The 14523-nt window shown below is 51.5% G+C and carries 14 protein-coding genes; 4 read left to right on the forward strand and 10 right to left on the reverse strand.

Annotated elements, in window-relative coordinates:
* The first annotated feature begins 119 nt into the window (after positions 1 to 119).
* Both DCC85_RS20840 and DCC85_RS20845 read left to right on the forward strand, forming a co-directional pair.
* Complete coding sequence (locus tag DCC85_RS20840; protein WP_108467283.1) at positions 120 to 839, forward strand: response regulator transcription factor; 720 nt, start codon at positions 120 to 122, stop codon at positions 837 to 839.
* Positions 836 to 2248, forward strand: a complete 1413-nt coding sequence (locus DCC85_RS20845) for a HAMP domain-containing sensor histidine kinase (protein ID WP_108467284.1) — start codon at positions 836 to 838, stop codon at positions 2246 to 2248. Before DCC85_RS20840 ends, DCC85_RS20845 begins: the two co-directional genes overlap by 4 nt.
* A gap of 124 nt (positions 2249 to 2372) precedes the next feature.
* On the opposite strand, the gene DCC85_RS20850 is transcribed toward DCC85_RS20845, so the two are convergent.
* Together DCC85_RS20850 and DCC85_RS20855 are read right to left on the reverse strand one after the other, a co-directional pair.
* The gene (locus DCC85_RS20850; protein ID WP_108467285.1) at positions 2373 to 3836 is read right to left on the reverse strand and encodes a catalase; all 1464 of its coding nucleotides are present in this window, start codon (positions 3834 to 3836) and stop codon (positions 2373 to 2375) included.
* Positions 3837 to 4034: 198 nt separating this feature from the next.
* Entirely contained in the window at positions 4035 to 4904 is an 870-nt protein-coding gene (locus DCC85_RS20855; RefSeq protein ID WP_108467286.1) for a LysR family transcriptional regulator, read from the reverse strand.
* Positions 4905 to 5046: 142 nt separating this feature from the next.
* Between DCC85_RS20855 and DCC85_RS20860 the strand changes: the two genes are divergently transcribed.
* Complete coding sequence (locus tag DCC85_RS20860) at positions 5047 to 6132, forward strand: YeiH family protein (protein WP_108467287.1); 1086 nt, start codon at positions 5047 to 5049, stop codon at positions 6130 to 6132.
* Positions 6133 to 6198: 66 nt separating this feature from the next.
* Here the strand turns inward: DCC85_RS20860 and DCC85_RS20865 are convergent, their stop codons facing one another.
* From DCC85_RS20865 to DCC85_RS20880, 4 genes are read right to left on the reverse strand one after another with little or no spacing between them, the layout of a single operon-like run.
* Complete coding sequence (locus DCC85_RS20865) at positions 6199 to 7167, reverse strand: siderophore ABC transporter substrate-binding protein (RefSeq protein WP_199910034.1); 969 nt, start codon at positions 7165 to 7167, stop codon at positions 6199 to 6201.
* Positions 7168 to 7227: 60 nt separating this feature from the next.
* Positions 7228 to 7986 (reverse strand): iron ABC transporter ATP-binding protein, encoded by a 759-nt coding sequence (locus DCC85_RS20870; protein ID WP_108467288.1) that lies wholly within the window; start codon positions 7984 to 7986, stop codon positions 7228 to 7230.
* Positions 7980 to 8939, reverse strand: coding sequence for an iron chelate uptake ABC transporter family permease subunit (locus DCC85_RS20875; RefSeq protein ID WP_108467289.1), 960 nt, complete (start codon positions 8937 to 8939; stop codon positions 7980 to 7982). The genes DCC85_RS20870 and DCC85_RS20875 overlap by 7 nt, the downstream gene beginning before the upstream one ends.
* On the reverse strand, positions 8936 to 9889 hold the full coding sequence (locus DCC85_RS20880) for an ABC transporter permease (RefSeq protein WP_108467290.1): 954 nt from the start codon (positions 9887 to 9889) through the stop codon (positions 8936 to 8938). The genes DCC85_RS20875 and DCC85_RS20880 overlap by 4 nt, the downstream gene beginning before the upstream one ends.
* A gap of 212 nt (positions 9890 to 10101) precedes the next feature.
* Between DCC85_RS20880 and DCC85_RS20885 the strand changes: the two genes are divergently transcribed.
* Positions 10102 to 10233 (forward strand): DUF4023 domain-containing protein, encoded by a 132-nt coding sequence (locus DCC85_RS20885; RefSeq protein WP_108467291.1) that lies wholly within the window; start codon positions 10102 to 10104, stop codon positions 10231 to 10233.
* A gap of 56 nt (positions 10234 to 10289) precedes the next feature.
* Here DCC85_RS20885 and DCC85_RS20890 read toward each other — a convergent pair whose 3' ends face one another.
* The 4 genes from DCC85_RS20890 to DCC85_RS20905 form a co-directional block, all read right to left on the reverse strand.
* Positions 10290 to 10472: a hypothetical protein gene (locus DCC85_RS20890; RefSeq protein WP_108467292.1), complete on the reverse strand. Its 183-nt coding sequence runs from the start codon at positions 10470 to 10472 to the stop codon at positions 10290 to 10292.
* An 87-nt stretch (positions 10473 to 10559) separates the two neighbouring features.
* A complete protein-coding gene (locus tag DCC85_RS20895) occupies positions 10560 to 12122 on the reverse strand; it encodes a histidine kinase N-terminal 7TM domain-containing diguanylate cyclase (protein ID WP_108467293.1) in 1563 nt (520 codons plus the stop codon).
* A gap of 248 nt (positions 12123 to 12370) precedes the next feature.
* Positions 12371 to 13330 carry an acetylxylan esterase gene (locus DCC85_RS20900; RefSeq protein ID WP_108467294.1) on the reverse strand — a complete coding sequence of 320 codons (960 nt, stop codon included), beginning with the start codon at positions 13328 to 13330 and terminating at the stop codon, positions 12371 to 12373.
* A 110-nt stretch (positions 13331 to 13440) separates the two neighbouring features.
* On the reverse strand, positions 13441 to 14463 hold the full coding sequence (locus tag DCC85_RS20905) for a glycoside hydrolase family 130 protein (protein WP_108467295.1): 1023 nt from the start codon (positions 14461 to 14463) through the stop codon (positions 13441 to 13443).
* Positions 14464 to 14523: the final 60 nt, after the last annotated feature.

Consider the following 14523-nt stretch of genomic DNA (forward strand, 5'->3'; position numbering starts at 1 on the left):
TACGAATGGAACCTGTAGGCAAGCTGTCCCACGCCTTACATTAACCTTACAATGCAGGAATTCGCTGCACGGAAGAGAAGTCACAGAAGTAGAACCAGCGTTATAAAGGAGTGACATCCATGTTCAAACACACCATACTGATCGCGGATGACGAGCCAGAAATTGTCGAGCTGCTGCGCTTCTTCCTCGAACGGGAGAACTACCGGGTTCTTGAAGCACTGAACGGGCTGGAAGCCTGGGAAATCGTGCGGAGCCAGCAGGTGGATCTGGCCGTCGTTGACATTATGATGCCGCATATCGACGGCTTCCAGCTGATTCGGACCATACGCGGAATCAGCCGGATCCCGATCATTGTCTTATCCGCCAAGAACCAGGACACCGATAAAATAACCGGGTTGGGACTAGGGGCGGATGACTTTATCTCCAAGCCCTTCAGCCCTACTGAAGTCGTAGCGCGTATTCAAGCCCAATTGCGCAGGTCCTATGAATTTAATGAGGCTATGGGAAGTGAGGCTGGGACGCCGAAGGAGACCATTGTCGGTTATTTAAGACTGGACCATGAAGCATGCCTGCTATACAAGCATGGAATTCCCATCACGCTTAGCGCACTGGAGTACAAGCTGCTCAAGCTGTTTATGGATGCACCGGGCCGAGTCTTCACTAAGCATCAGCTGTTTGAAGCAGCTTGGGGTGATCCGTATCTGGATGATGACAACACCGTAATGGTACAGATCAGCCGCCTGCGGGATAAGATTGAAGACCAGCCCCGCACTCCCCAGCTCATCCTCACCATTAAAGGGCTCGGTTACAAATTTGCCCGCCAGGAAGATCTGGTATGAAGAGTACCGGCATCTATAAAGCTCTGGTCAGACACTATGTTATATTTTCCTTCATACTCGGCCTGGTCTTCACCCTGATTTACTTGCTGCTCTATTTGACGAGCAATGAGATCAAGACGAATGCCGTTGAGCATATTCAGGCCAGCTCACTTGTCCGGCCTGATTACCGTCAGATAGATGCTGCCGAGGTCAAAGCCTTCGGCGGATGGGTTGAGGTGCTGGATGAGTCGCACCGGGTCGTATTCACCTCGGGGCATAAGCAGGACGGACCTAACCAATATACAGACCCAGAACTGTACGAGCTGTTTTATGACAATGCTTCAGCAACCGAGAGCAAAGGGACGTACCGTTCATTAGCTCCACTGCGGACAGAGGACGGTCGCAGCTATCTGCTGCTCGTCCAGATTCCCGGCGGCTATTTCGAGAAAAGCCCGCAGCTGGTCGCGGCGAATGAGCAGCAGGTCTCAAGGCTTACGTCCCTTAGCCTGCGCGGCCTGCTCCTGTTCCTCCTGATCTTTGCGCTGAACGTCTGGCTGTACAGCCGCTGGACCGCCAAGAAGATCACCCGGCCGCTCGCAGAAATCTCGACCGGCATTCGTGAGGTTGCGCAGCGGAAATATCGCAAACGTCTGCATTTCAAATCCTACGTTGAATTCGAGCAGATTCAGCAGTCCTTCAATGAAATGGCAGAGCGCCTAGAGGCCTCCGAGGCGGCGAGGAAGGAATTGGAGCAGAGTCAGAAGCGGATGCTGCTGGATATCTCGCATGATCTGAAGACGCCGATTACTACGATTCAAGGCTATGCCGAAGCTCTCCAGCTTCAGCTGGTGGAGGATGAGCCTATGAGGGAACGATATATCCGGATGATTTATGACAAGTCACGGATCATCGCCCGGATGGTGAGTGCCTTCTTTGACTGGGCGAAGCTGGATAGCCCGGGCCTGACGCTGCGCAGCCAGCCCGGCGATATCGCTGAGTTCATGCGAGCCCTGGTGGCCGAATGGTATGAAGCCTTCGAGCAGAAGGGCTTAAGGCTCGATGTTAGCATCCCGGAGCAGAAGATCGAATTGCCCTTTGACCGAAACCTGCTGTACCGGGCGGTGGCCAATCTTCTGTCCAATGCCGTCCAATACAATTCCGCCGGAACCGAAGTCTCCGTCGGTCTCAGCAAAGAGCCGGACAGGCGCTGGGTCCGGCTGTGGGTCGCGGACCAGGGAAGCGGAATTCCCGAAGAGCTGCAGGCTACGATCTTCGAGCCCTTCGTGCGGGGGGATCTATCCCGCCGAAGCGATGGCGGTACCGGCCTGGGGCTGTCCATAGCCAGGCATATTGCCGAAGAGCATGGCGGAGAGCTACGGCTTGACACGGGCAAGGGCTGGACCCGGTTTGAGATCCTGCTACCTGAATAATCCCCATCTAAAAAGCCCACCAGAAAGGCGGCTAAAAGCCGCAGCTTCCCGGTGGGCTAAACGAAGTTACAAGAACGAACGGATCCGCTATGCATGCCAAGCGGATCCGTTCGTTCTATCTATATTAAAGGTTCGTTCCGGCCGGTACGAACCCGGAAATATCTACGCCCAAGGCTTGAGCTAGACGCATGCCATATTCCGCATCTGCACGGAAGAAATTGCAGATCGCGCGCAGCTGGATCTGCTCGTTCGTCTGGCTGAGGTCATTTACCAGATTGGCTATCAGATGAGCCTTCTCCTCTGCGGTGAAGCTGCGATACAGCTCGCCCGCCTGGGTGAAATCGTCCGTCTTCTCAATACGCTCCCGTCCGGCCTCACCTGCAAGCGGCATGACGCTGTCACGATAGGCTGGCGCTTCCTTGGGACTTGCCGAATCGCTGTTTGGCTCATAATTCACTGGCGATGGATCTTGATGAATATTCATCAATCCATCACGCTGATGGTTACGAACCGGCGCATACGGACAGTTAACCGGAATCTGCAAATAATTCGCGCCAAGCCGGTAACGCTGGGTGTCCGGGTAAGAGAACAGCCGGCCTTGCAGCAGCTTGTCTTCGGAAGGCTCAATGCCAGAAACTACGGCGCTTGGAGAGAATGCGGCCTGTTCCACCTCGGCAAAGACATTTTTCGGATTGCGGTTTAAGGTCATCGTGCCTACCTTGATCAGCGGATAATGCTCTTCTGACCATACCTTGGTTGGATCCAGCGGATCATAGCTCCACAGATCCAGATCCTGAACAGGCATCAGCTGAACATAGAGCTCCCATTCCGGGAAGTCGCCGTCTGCGATATGATGGAAGAGGTCGCGTGTCGCATGATTGAAATCGCGTCCTTGCACCTCCCGCACTTCGTCTGCAGTCAGATTGACAACTCCCTGTTTGGATTTCCACGTATATTTCACATACGTTACATCCCCAATCGCATTGATCCACTTGAAGGCATGAACGCCAAAGCCATCCATCTGCCGATAGTTCGCCGGAGTTCCGTTATCAGAGAATACCCAGGTCATCATATGTGTCGACTCGGGAGAAAGGGTCATAAAATCCCAATAGCGTGCAGGCTCTTGAATATTCGTCTCCGGAGATGGCTTCAGAGAATGCACCATGTCAGGAAATTTAATGGCATCTCGGATGAAGAAGACAGGCAAATGGTTGCCAACAAGGTCATAGTTGCCCTCCTCCGTATAGAACTTGACTGCGAATCCGCGGGGATCCCTGGCTGTCTCCGGGGAGCCGGTTCCGTGGATCACGGTAGAGAAGCGCACGAACACCGGCGTTTCCCGGCCGATTTCCTGCAGGAAATGCGCTTTGGTGTATTTCGTCACATCGGCATCTGTACGAAATACGCCATGGGCCCCCGCACCGCGGGCATGCACAACACGCTCAGGAATGCGTTCACGGTCGAAGTGAGCCAGCTTCTCCAGCAAATGATAGTCTTCCAGCAAAGCCGGGCCGCGTCTTCCGGCCGTGCGTGAATTTTGATTATCGCCAACAGGTGCGCCCTGATTTGTAGTCATTCTATGATCCATCTATATATCCACCTCATATTAATATATTTAGACTTGATCTAAGTTCTATAACTATTCTAGCATGAACTCTGTCCTACAATCATGAAGTTTGGATGATAAATAGATGATGATAAGGTGATAAGCAAATGATGATAAGCGGTTATTATGGCTATGACGATTAAGACTACAAAGAAGAGCCTGCTGTTTTCTGGGATGCCTTCAAGTAAGCATATCGATAAAAACCCGGACAGCCTTCGGCTCGGTATCGGAGTTGCGCTGAACCCAATAAAAGGGGCGGCGCACACAGGAATCGCCAATCCGAAGCATACGCATCGTCCCCAGTTTTAGCTCTTTGCTGACCGTGTGGCTGGACAGTAAAGCGATGCCTAAGCCAGCCTCTACAGATTCCTTAATGAGCTGGGTGCTCCCGAACTCCATCGTTCGCTTCGGCCGGCTCCCCAGCTCGCCAAATAACCGCTCCGCAGCCTCGCGGGTCCCCGAGCCGGGTTCACGTAGAATCCAGTTCTCCTCCGCCACCTCGGCAAAATCCACCCGCTCCCTAGTGGCAAGCGGATGGTCTGCGGCAACCATCAGATACATCTCATCTTCAGCAAAGGGCTCGACCTTCAGCCTGGCATCCCGGTACTCCCCTTCAACAATGCCGATATCCAGCCTGTGCTCCAGCACCGATTCGGCAATCTCCTGCGTATTTCCGATCGATATGAACGGCCTGATCCGCGGATACTCCTTCTGCAGCCTGCCGATCAGCCGCGGAAGCACATATTCGCCATAGGTGTAGCTTGCCCCAATGACAAGCGGGCCGCCAGCGGTATGCAGCAGATCATCGACCAGGCTCTGCATTCGCGTGTACAGGCTTAATATCTGCTTTGCATGGTCATACACGACCTTCCCAGCCGGATTGAGCTTCACATATTTGCTGGTTCGGTCCAGCAGCTTTGTTCCCACCGCCTGCTCCAGCGAACGAATATACTGGCTGACGGCCGGCTGTGTCATATGAAGCTCCTCTGCTGCGCGTGTAAAATTCCCCTTCTCTGCTGCTGTGACAAACACAAGCAGGGTTTGATCCATGGGCTGCCCCTCCTTTTAACGCTATATGTATGACACTATCATAACAATTTACTTATAGTCACTATGCTTATGATTTATTTCACTTATAGTTTAAGTCATCTTATGATGGACACATACTTTTGACACCAAGGGGTGCTTGTTCATGAATTCAGCTCCAACCCAACTGCCCAATCAGCACGCAGGCAGCAAGCCTGCCAAGCGGGGATCTCTTAAGACTTCTTCCCTGCTTCGCTGGGCTTGCGGCCTGCTGTTCACCTTCATTCTTGCCGAGCTTGGCAGCCTGCTTGCCGGCAGCGGCCTACCGGGCCTGCGCCAAGCCGGGCCGATGGCAATAGCGATGCTGTTCGCCATCATCTACAGGCAATGCTTCGACTATCCCGAACTGCTGCGGAGCGGCATCGAATTCTCTTCCAAAATACTGCTTCGCCTAGCGATTATTCTGTTCGGCTTCAAACTGAACATTGACGTCATACTTCGGCAAGGCTGGCAGCTCCTGCTGGCCGATGCCGCCGTTGTCCTCTTCGCGATTGCCGTGATGTGCTGGATCGCCAAGAAGCTTAAGGCGGACCCTTCCCTATCCCTGCTGCTCGCCATCGGGACCGGCGTTTGCGGTGCCGCCGCCATTGCGGCTGTATCCCCCATCCTGCAGAGCAAAGAGGAGGATACGGCAGCCAGCGTGGGCATCATCGCCCTGCTCGGCACCGTGTTCGCCTTGGGGCTCGCCTTCCTAGAGCCGATTGTCCCTCTATCGGCCACCGGATACGGCGTCTGGGCGGGCACTAGCTTGCATGAGATCGCCCAGGTCGTGCTGGCAGGGGCCCCAGCCGGGGCAGACGGGCTCGCTATGGCCTTGCTCGCCAAGCTTGGCCGGGTGCTGCTGCTCGTTCCGCTCTGCTTCATACTGATGGCCTGGAGACGCCAAGGACGCAGCCAGAATGGGCAGCAGGCCCGGGTTCCGTTCCCGTGGTTCCTGGTGGGCTTCATCCTCACCAGCCTGCTCGGAAGCTTCGTGCTTACGGACCGTGCGCCCAGCTCTGCTGCGGCAGCCCTGCTTCCAAGGCTGGACCACTTGGCATCCTTCCTGCTCATCATGGCCATGGTCGGCTTCGGCCTGAATGTGAACTTCCGCCAGCTGCGCAGCCGGGCCCTGCGCCCGCTGGCGGCTGTAGCCGTGACCTCGCTCATGCTGTCAGGGCTCAGCTTCCTGTTCGTCTATCTGCTCTACTGAGCCTTCTTCTCTCTAGCAACAGAAGCCCGCAATCTTCGGTACTCGAAGAATGCGGGCTTCTATAATTTATTTCACTCCTGCGTCGACTTCCTTGATCATTTCCGCTACAGACTCCAGTCCACCGCCGGACAGATACCAATAGTTTGGATCCAGATAGACGATATGTCCTTCTTTGAAGGCCTTCGTATTCTTCACCAGATCGTTCTCAATGACCTGCTTAGCCGGTGCGGCTTCGCCTTTTCCAGCAACTACCGCGCTGCGGTCAACGACAAACAGGTAATCCGGGTTCTTCTCCATCACATATTCAAAGGATACGCTTTGACCATGCGTGGACACTTCAATGTTAGGATCGACCGGCGTGAAGCCAAACAGATCATGAATCATGCCGAAGCGGGAACCTGTGCCGTAAGCGCTAAGCTTGCCTTCATTCGTCAGCACAATCAGCGCATTTTTGCCTGCAGCAGTTACCTTGTCATGCAACGCCTTGATTGAATCATTAATCGCGGCAAGCTCTTTGTCAGCCTCAGCCTCTTTTCCGAAAATCTCGCCAAGTGTCTTCACATTGCTGGTGAAGGAATTCAAATAGTCCTTGGTATCTACGCCCATATAGATGGTCGGGGCAATCTTGTTGAACTCATCATATGAATCCTGCTGGCGTCCAGAGATGACGATCAGATCAGGGTTAATTGCATTCACCTTCTCAAAGTCCGGCTCCTTCAGTCCTCCGACATTGGTATATTTGGAATCCTCGTATTTCTTCAAATAAGCAGGAAGATTGTCTTGGGGCACGCCTGTTACGTCTACGCCGAGCTTATCCAGCGTATCCAGCGCTCCAAAGTCAAATACTACGACTTTCTGAGGGTTCTTCTTCACCGGGGTTTCCCCCAGCTTATGCTTAACTACAATTTCTTCGCTAGCGGCAGCAGATGTTTGCTTATTGCCGGATTCGCTCTTACCGCTTCCGGCATTGCCGGCATTCTTATTCTCACCGCATGCAGCAAGCACTACGGACAGCACAAGCAGCATGAGCATCATTGACCAACCTTTTCTCTTCAATCTAATCACCTCTTAGATATATTTAAAAAATTTGATTCCTTAAGCAAAATACACACAGATCTTCCGCCCATCGATCCACTGCACAGGAATATCCATGTCATAGACCTCCTTGAGCACCGAGGTTTCTATAATCTCCTCTGCCGGTCCTTCCCGGACAACCTTGCCATCCTTCAGAGCCACAATGTAATCGGAATAGCAGGAAGCAAAATTGATGTCATGTATGACGATCACAATGGTCTTGCCCAGCTCATCAACCATTCTGCGCAGCACCTTCATAATCTGAACAGAATGCTTCATATCTAGATTATTAAGCGGCTCGTCGAGCAATATATATTCCGTATTCTGAGCGATGACCATGGCAATGTAGGCCCGCTGCCGCTGCCCTCCACTGAGCTCATCCAGGTACTTATGCTTGAAGTTCTCAAGTTCCATGTATTCAATCGCTTCCCGAATAAATCCCCGATCCTCCTCTGTCAACCTTCCTTGAGAATAGGGAAAGCGGCCGAAAGCGACCAAGTCCTCCACGGTTAAGCGAATATTAATGTGGTTCGACTGCTTGAGCACGGATATCTTCTTGGCGAGCTCCTGGCTCTTCCAGCTGCCGATTTCCTTGCCTTCGATGAACACCTCACCTTCATCCTTGGCGATGAGCCTTGTCATCATAGACAATAGGGTGCTCTTCCCTGCCCCGTTGGGCCCGATGAAGGACGTGATTGTGCCGGGCTTAATATTCAGCGACACCTTCTCGACAACATTTACGTCCCCATACCGCTTGGTAACATTTCTAACCTCTACCACGACTTATTCTCCTTTAGCAGCAAATAAATGAAGTAAACGCCGCCGATGAAATTCACAATCACGCTGACCGTTGTGGCGAACGTAAATACCCGCTCCACTATCAGCTGGCCGAAGACCAGTGCTACAATGCTGATCAGGACCGAGCCCCAGATCAAAATCTGATGGCGGTGTGTCCGGAACAATTGATGCGCCAGATTTACAACCAGCAGACCAAGGAACATGATTGGTCCGACCAGAGCGGTCGATATGGACACAAGCACCATCACGACAATCAGCAGTCGCTTGACGACATAGTTGTAATCAATCCCGAGGTTCAGCGCCTGATCCCTGCCTAGCGCAAGCACATCCAGATATTTGTGATACCTACTGGCATAGAGCGTAACCAGGGCAATAGCAACAGCGGACACAATAAGCAGGTCGGTGTTGACGTTATTAAAGCTGGCGAACATTTTCCCTTGCAATACCAGGAACTCGTTCGGATCAATCAGCACTTCCATGAAAGAGGACATGCTCTGGAACAGCGTTCCCAGAATCAGACCAACCAGCAGCAGCAAATATATATTCCGTCCTTCCCTACGGAACAGGAAGCGGTGCAGCACCAAAGCAAACAGGACCATGAGCCCTACGGAAATGGCAAAATTCAAGTTTTTGTTCATGAAGCTGACATGCGTAGTGCCAAATGCAAAGACCGCAAAGGTCTGGAACAGCATATAAAGGGAATCCATCCCCATGATCCCCGGTGTTAGGATCCGGTTGTTGGTAAGGGTCTGAAAGATGACTGTAGCATAGGCAATGCATCCGCCCGTAAGCGCAATGGCGAGGATTTTCTTGCCTCGCCTTTCAAGCACGTAATCCCAGTTGCCGCCGGACTGAATGACCATAAACAACGCAATTAACAGCACTGCCAGAGCGATCAGAATGGTGAATTTGAGAAGATTACCGGTTAATCTCATGACGCATACGCCTTTCTTCTAAGCAATAGGTACAGGAACAAGGCGCTGCCCACCACGCCGACAGTCAGACTGATCGACACCTGGTAGGGATAGATAATCAGCTGTCCTAGAATGTCGCAGACAAGCACGAAGATGGCTCCGAGCAGTGCCGTATGCGGCAGGGTGATCCGCAGATTATCCCCCCGGTACATCGTAACAATATTAGGCACAACCAGCCCGAGAAACGGAATTGTCCCGACCGTAATGATGACAACAGATGAGATCATAGCGACCAGAATGAGGCCGATATTCACCACTCGCCGATAGGACAGCCCCAGGTTCGTTGCGAACTCCTCTCCCATCCCTGCGAGGGTAAAGCGGCCTGCGAAGAGGTAAGCAATAATGACCAGCGGGATGCTGATATAGATCAGCTCATACCGCCCTTTGAGAATGGTGGAGAAATCGCCTTGAAGCCAGGAGGACATATTCTGAATCAGGTCATTTTTATAGGCAAAAAAAGTAGTGATCGAGCTGATAATGTTCCCGAACATCAAGCCCAGCAGGGCAATATAGATCGTGTCCTTGAATTTGACCTTCTCCAGAATCCTCATAAAGATCAGGGTACCCGCCAAGGCAAAAGCGAAGGCAATCAGCATCTTCTGCAGCGGCGCTGCCCCCGGGAACAGCATAAGAGCTACCAGAATTCCCAATCTGGCCGAATCAATGGTGCCTGCCGTCGTAGGTGACACGAAGCGATTGCGGGTGAGCTGCTGCATAATCAGACCAATTACACTCATGCTGACTCCTGCAACAACTATGCTGATAAGGCGTGGAATCCGGCTGACCTGAAGCACCTGGAGTTGTACCGGCGTCAGATGGAAAATATCCATTGGGGATATTTCCGAATTGCCTATGAACAAAGATGTAATAGATAAGACAATAAGGGCAACAAGCATATAGCCGATTTTCATTTGTTCTTACTCCCTATACAAGATCCAACGAACAATTATGTACTCTTTCACAAATGGTAATGATATTCATTATCAATTAGCACGATTATATCGTTAAAATTTTAACCTTGTCAACCGTTTCTGGATCTCTTCTAAGGATGATTCGATGATGATCCGAGCCTCTAAAGGGCATAGTAAACAGGATTCTAACTTGAAGGAGGGGAATAACGACCGTGGAATCTACCCATGATTTTGTGGAAAAGGTGCACGATACTCAGGACAAGGCAGCGCGCAACAAACGTCAGCATGGTAAAGGCACGCCCAGCGATAAACTGCCCACCAAGCAGCACGGAACTAAGAAATAAAGACACGAAAAAGCCGCAGGACGAAGTTACTAGACCTGCGGCTTCTTTTTGCTTGTTCACTCTTCCTCAGAGGATAAATATTCATTGGGCACGTTCGATAGGCCATCTACACCGAGGCGATGATTCTTGAACTGGCTCTTACGGCCTGAGCGCAGCTCTCCGCGGCCCCCTACCTCAGAGCCTTGGTTATTGCTGCTTGCCAATTGTCTTTCTCTTTTTTGCGTCTTGTCCTTGGTCATGCCTGCAATCCTCCTTTAGGATCTCCTTAAGATGACAGCTCTTCACAGCTTGACCTTAGTATGCCTGAGCCCCAGGCAAGCCATACCTTAGGCAAGAATAGACTTATCCGCACAGCTTGAGACGCATACCCGATTTCGTCCATCCTGCTTGGCCTCGTAAAGCGCCTCATCCGCCAAAAAGTACAGCCGCTCATAAGAGCTGTTCTCTTCACTGCGGATCGCAGCACCCACACTGACTGTAAAGCGGATGATATGTCCGCCGTGCCCTTGAACCTGCAATCTTTCAGCAGCCGCCCTTATTACTTCGGCCAGCTCCCAAGCCTCTTCTAGCGAAGTGTACGGCAAGGTCAAGGCGAATTCTTCTCCGCCTACCCTTCCAAATACGGCATTGGGGCCGATCAGATCTAACACCATGGACGAGAATGCTCTGATCGTGTCATCGCCTGACATATGGCCATATTGATCATTGATTTTCTTGAAATAGTCAATATCCATTAAGAGAAGCACTAAAGGCTGGTCCTCCTGATAAGGAAGCCAAAAATAACCTTCAGACTGCTCTATAAAGCCTGTCCGGTTATAAATGCCGGTCAGGCCATCCGTAACTGCCCGGATTCGAAGCTGCTGTTCAATCTGCTTGACTTCAGTCACATCTGTCAACACCGACATCGATCCGGCGAAGACGCCTTTGCCATAGATGATCGGCAGAACTCGAACTGAATAGTGACCTTCTGTATTCCGGTTCTGGAACGAGATCTCAAATTCCGTCTCGGCTTGCTTCCCGTGTGCTCCCATCCATGAATCCTGCCACTGCTTAGGCAGCAAGCTTGACAGCACCATGCCGTTAGCGGGCTTTGAGGCAGCCCCCATGCACTGCAGCATTCGTACCGCTGCCGAATTGACATCGACGATAACACCTCTGGCGTCGAGGACCACGATGCCCTCCCTCATGACATCAAACAGCTTGTCTCTGGCTAGTGGAACAATTCGAAACAGCTGATATTTGAAGACCCCCCAGAAAATACAGAAGCAGGACGGGATATAAGTAACCGCAATTGAAGCACCGTAGCCTTTAATCGGGAACAGCTCCATCCCCCGCAGCCAGGAAATAATCAGCGGCAGGGCTATGCCTATAGCCAAGGTGAGCAGCTGCCTTCGCTGCGTTCCCCTTGTAGATATCGCCGATTTTAATAGAAATACGATACCCAGAATGCTAAGTAGAAGGCCATATAGCAAAAATAGAGTTTCTAAAGGTGTAGACTTCACAACAAGCGTACCCGAATCATCAAGGCCCACCTGACTGCGCATGTAGTAGCCTGAATAGATTAATATGAGGGCCGCTGTAGGCACGGCCAGCAAAGCAGCAATCTTCCTCTTGGACAAGCTGGATGACTGCATGGCATAGGACCTGGCCAATAAATATATCAGTACCGGAGTATAGAAATAACCGGGCTGCTGCAAATTCCGCCATAATAATTTATCCGCCAGCCTCGTAGATACAATCTCCATATTGGACGTAAAAATGATCAGCTCGGCCAGCAGACAAAGAATAAACAAATAGTTTGCCCCAACAACGTTACGGTGTTTCCTTGCGAACAGGGCTCCCCAAAAAATGAGCAATCCTGCAAGCAGAAAAGCGAATGACAACAGCATGTTTCCCCTCCAGCATGACTCACAACGCGCAGCTTGTCTCTATATGCACCATTCGTGTTGCTACTGATTTCAAAGTACCATACTCCCGAATATCCTACCATACCCCAAAAAGAGGCTATGTCCTAGATCCGGATACCTTTCATTTCATTGTACGTTCGGAGCTAAGCAAATACAAATTCCTGTATACAACAAAACAACTGCCCTTCACAAGGAAGCAGCAGTTGCCTAGTTCTCACATGTTCTTTTACTTATAATTCCAGAAAATGCAGCAATGCGCGGTCTGCCAAATAAGGGTAGAACTCATGACCGTACTCATGGTAAACGATCAGTTCCTTCTCGGACGTAATCTTGTTATACGTTGCAAACTGGGTGGATGGCGGGCAAATGGTATCGGCCAGTCCTGTCGCGAACAGTACCTGAGCCCGAATTCGATCAGCCAGATTCTGGATGTCAATATACCCCAGCTTGTTAAAGATCTCTTCCTCCCTCAGATGATTCGGGTCAAAGGAGCGGAAGAAATACACCAGCTCTTCATAGGCGCTCGTTGTCACATTCATATCCCAAGCCCGTCTGTAATCGGTCAAGAACGGATGCACTGGCAGAATGGACTTCACTCGCGGCTCCAATGCCGCACAGGCTAACGTCAGTGCCCCGCCCTGGGATTGTCCGTACACGCCGATCCGGCCTTGATCCACCTGCGGCATGGACATCAGGATGCGGGCAGTCTGTACCGTATCAAGGAAGACATTGCGGTAATACAGCCGGTCAGGATTCGGATCATCCAGCCCGCGAATGATATGGCCGCGCAGCGTCGTGCCTTTCACAGACACCGTATCCTCTGACATACCGCCTTGACCGCGGCAGTCCATCGCCAGCACACTGATGCCGTGCGCTGCATACATCACCTTGTCGCTCCAGTCGCCGCAATCTACGGAATAGCCGTGAAAGATGGCCAGTCCCGGTCCCGGCTCCACTGCATTCTTCGCCTTCACATATTTACAGTGCACACGTGCTCCGCCTACCCCTGTAAAATATAAATCATAGCATTCTGCGAGCGGGGATTGGAACTTTGCAGGCACCAGCTCATAGTCCATGGACTGAGCGTCCAGCTCCTTCAGCGCTCGCTCCCAGTAGGCGTCAAAATCAGCTGGTTTCGGGCTGCTCCCTTGGTATTCAAGCAGCTGGTCCATTGGCATATCCACTAACATTGACAGTTCCTCCTTATGAAAGGCGCAGAAGAACGGCTTGCCTTTGAGGCAAAAGCCGCATTCTCCTGCGCCTTTCATTCCATATTCATTCAGCTCTCGGTCCTCTACAGTTAAATTCTTCCGATTTCCGCGTCGTCCGCTACGGTCTCTGTAGTTTCCTTAACATAATTCACGATTTCTTCAACAGTCGTATACGCTACACCAACATAAGTATCAGCGGCGCCATAGTAGATCGCGATGCGGCCTGTCTCGGCATCATGCAATGTAGCACACGGGAACACTACATTGTCTACGAAGCCTCTTTCTTCATACCATTCTTCCGGTGTCAACACATAGTTCTGGGAGCGGTATTTCACCTTGGACGGCTCATCTTTATCAAGGATCACCGCGCCCATGCTGTATACCAAGCCATTGCAGGTGCCGGTTACGCCATGATAGAACATCAGCCAGCCTTCTGTAGTTTCGATTGGAGCAGGGCCTCCGCCAATCTTCACAGCTTGCCACCAGCCTTGACCGCCCTTGGTCATGACATGACGGTGTTTGCCCCAGTATACGAAGTCAGGGCTTTCGCTGAGGAACACGTCTCCGAATGGAGTGTGGCCGCTGTCGCTTGGACGGGACAGCATCACAAAGTTTCCGTTGATTTTTCTAGGGAACAGTACGCCATTACGGTTAAATGGAAGGAACGGGTTCTCCAGACGAACAAAGGTCTTGAAGTCTGTCGTCTTGGCAACACCAATTGCTGCACCGTAGAAATCTGTACACCAAATAATGTAGTAAGTATCTTCCACTTTAACCAGACGAGGGTCATAAGCATAATTCGGCTGGAATGGCTTGCCTTCTTCATCTACAAAGTTAATGCGCTCCTCTTCGATCTTCCAGTTCAGCGCATCATCACTCCACCCCATATGAAGGTGTGGACCGCCGTTGATGGTCTCCGCGCGGAAGACACCGACAAAGCGTCCGTCATAAGCAGCTACAGCGCTATTGAAAATACGTGCGATTCCTTTTGCTGGGTTGCGTTTGACTACCGGGTTCTCGGAATGTCTCCACACCGGACCTACAGCATCGGCTGGTTTGTCCTGCCAAGGCATATTTGGAATGTTATCGCCAATAATACGAACGTCGCTCATTTGAATTAACTCCTTCTATTTGGAGCAGCCTTGGGGGGCCGCTCGCTAGTATTTAGTATG

It is taken from the genome of Paenibacillus sp. CAA11 (genome assembly GCF_003060825.1).
Lineage (GTDB): Bacteria > Bacillota > Bacilli > Paenibacillales > Paenibacillaceae > Fontibacillus.

Bases quoted from the DNA above. Each gene is read 5' to 3' on its own strand.
- DCC85_RS20840 (WP_108467283.1), top strand. From the start codon at position 120: ATGTTCAAACACACCATACTGATCGCGGATGACGAGCCAGAAATTGTC.
- DCC85_RS20845 (WP_108467284.1), top strand. From the start codon at position 836: ATGAAGAGTACCGGCATCTATAAAGCTCTGGTCAGACACTATGTTATA.
- DCC85_RS20850 (WP_108467285.1), bottom strand. From the start codon at position 3,836: ATGGATCATAGAATGACTACAAATCAGGGCGCACCTGTTGGCGATAAT.
- DCC85_RS20855 (WP_108467286.1), bottom strand. From the start codon at position 4,904: ATGGATCAAACCCTGCTTGTGTTTGTCACAGCAGCAGAGAAGGGGAAT.
- DCC85_RS20860 (WP_108467287.1), top strand. From the start codon at position 5,047: ATGAATTCAGCTCCAACCCAACTGCCCAATCAGCACGCAGGCAGCAAG.
- DCC85_RS20865 (WP_199910034.1), bottom strand. From the start codon at position 7,167: ATGATGCTCATGCTGCTTGTGCTGTCCGTAGTGCTTGCTGCATGCGGT.
- DCC85_RS20875 (WP_108467289.1), bottom strand. From the start codon at position 8,939: ATGAGATTAACCGGTAATCTTCTCAAATTCACCATTCTGATCGCTCTG.
- DCC85_RS20880 (WP_108467290.1), bottom strand. From the start codon at position 9,889: ATGAAAATCGGCTATATGCTTGTTGCCCTTATTGTCTTATCTATTACA.
- DCC85_RS20890 (WP_108467292.1), bottom strand. From the start codon at position 10,472: ATGACCAAGGACAAGACGCAAAAAAGAGAAAGACAATTGGCAAGCAGC.
- DCC85_RS20895 (WP_108467293.1), bottom strand. From the start codon at position 12,122: ATGCTGTTGTCATTCGCTTTTCTGCTTGCAGGATTGCTCATTTTTTGG.
- DCC85_RS20900 (WP_108467294.1), bottom strand. From the start codon at position 13,330: ATGTTAGTGGATATGCCAATGGACCAGCTGCTTGAATACCAAGGGAGC.
- DCC85_RS20905 (WP_108467295.1), bottom strand. From the start codon at position 14,463: ATGAGCGACGTTCGTATTATTGGCGATAACATTCCAAATATGCCTTGG.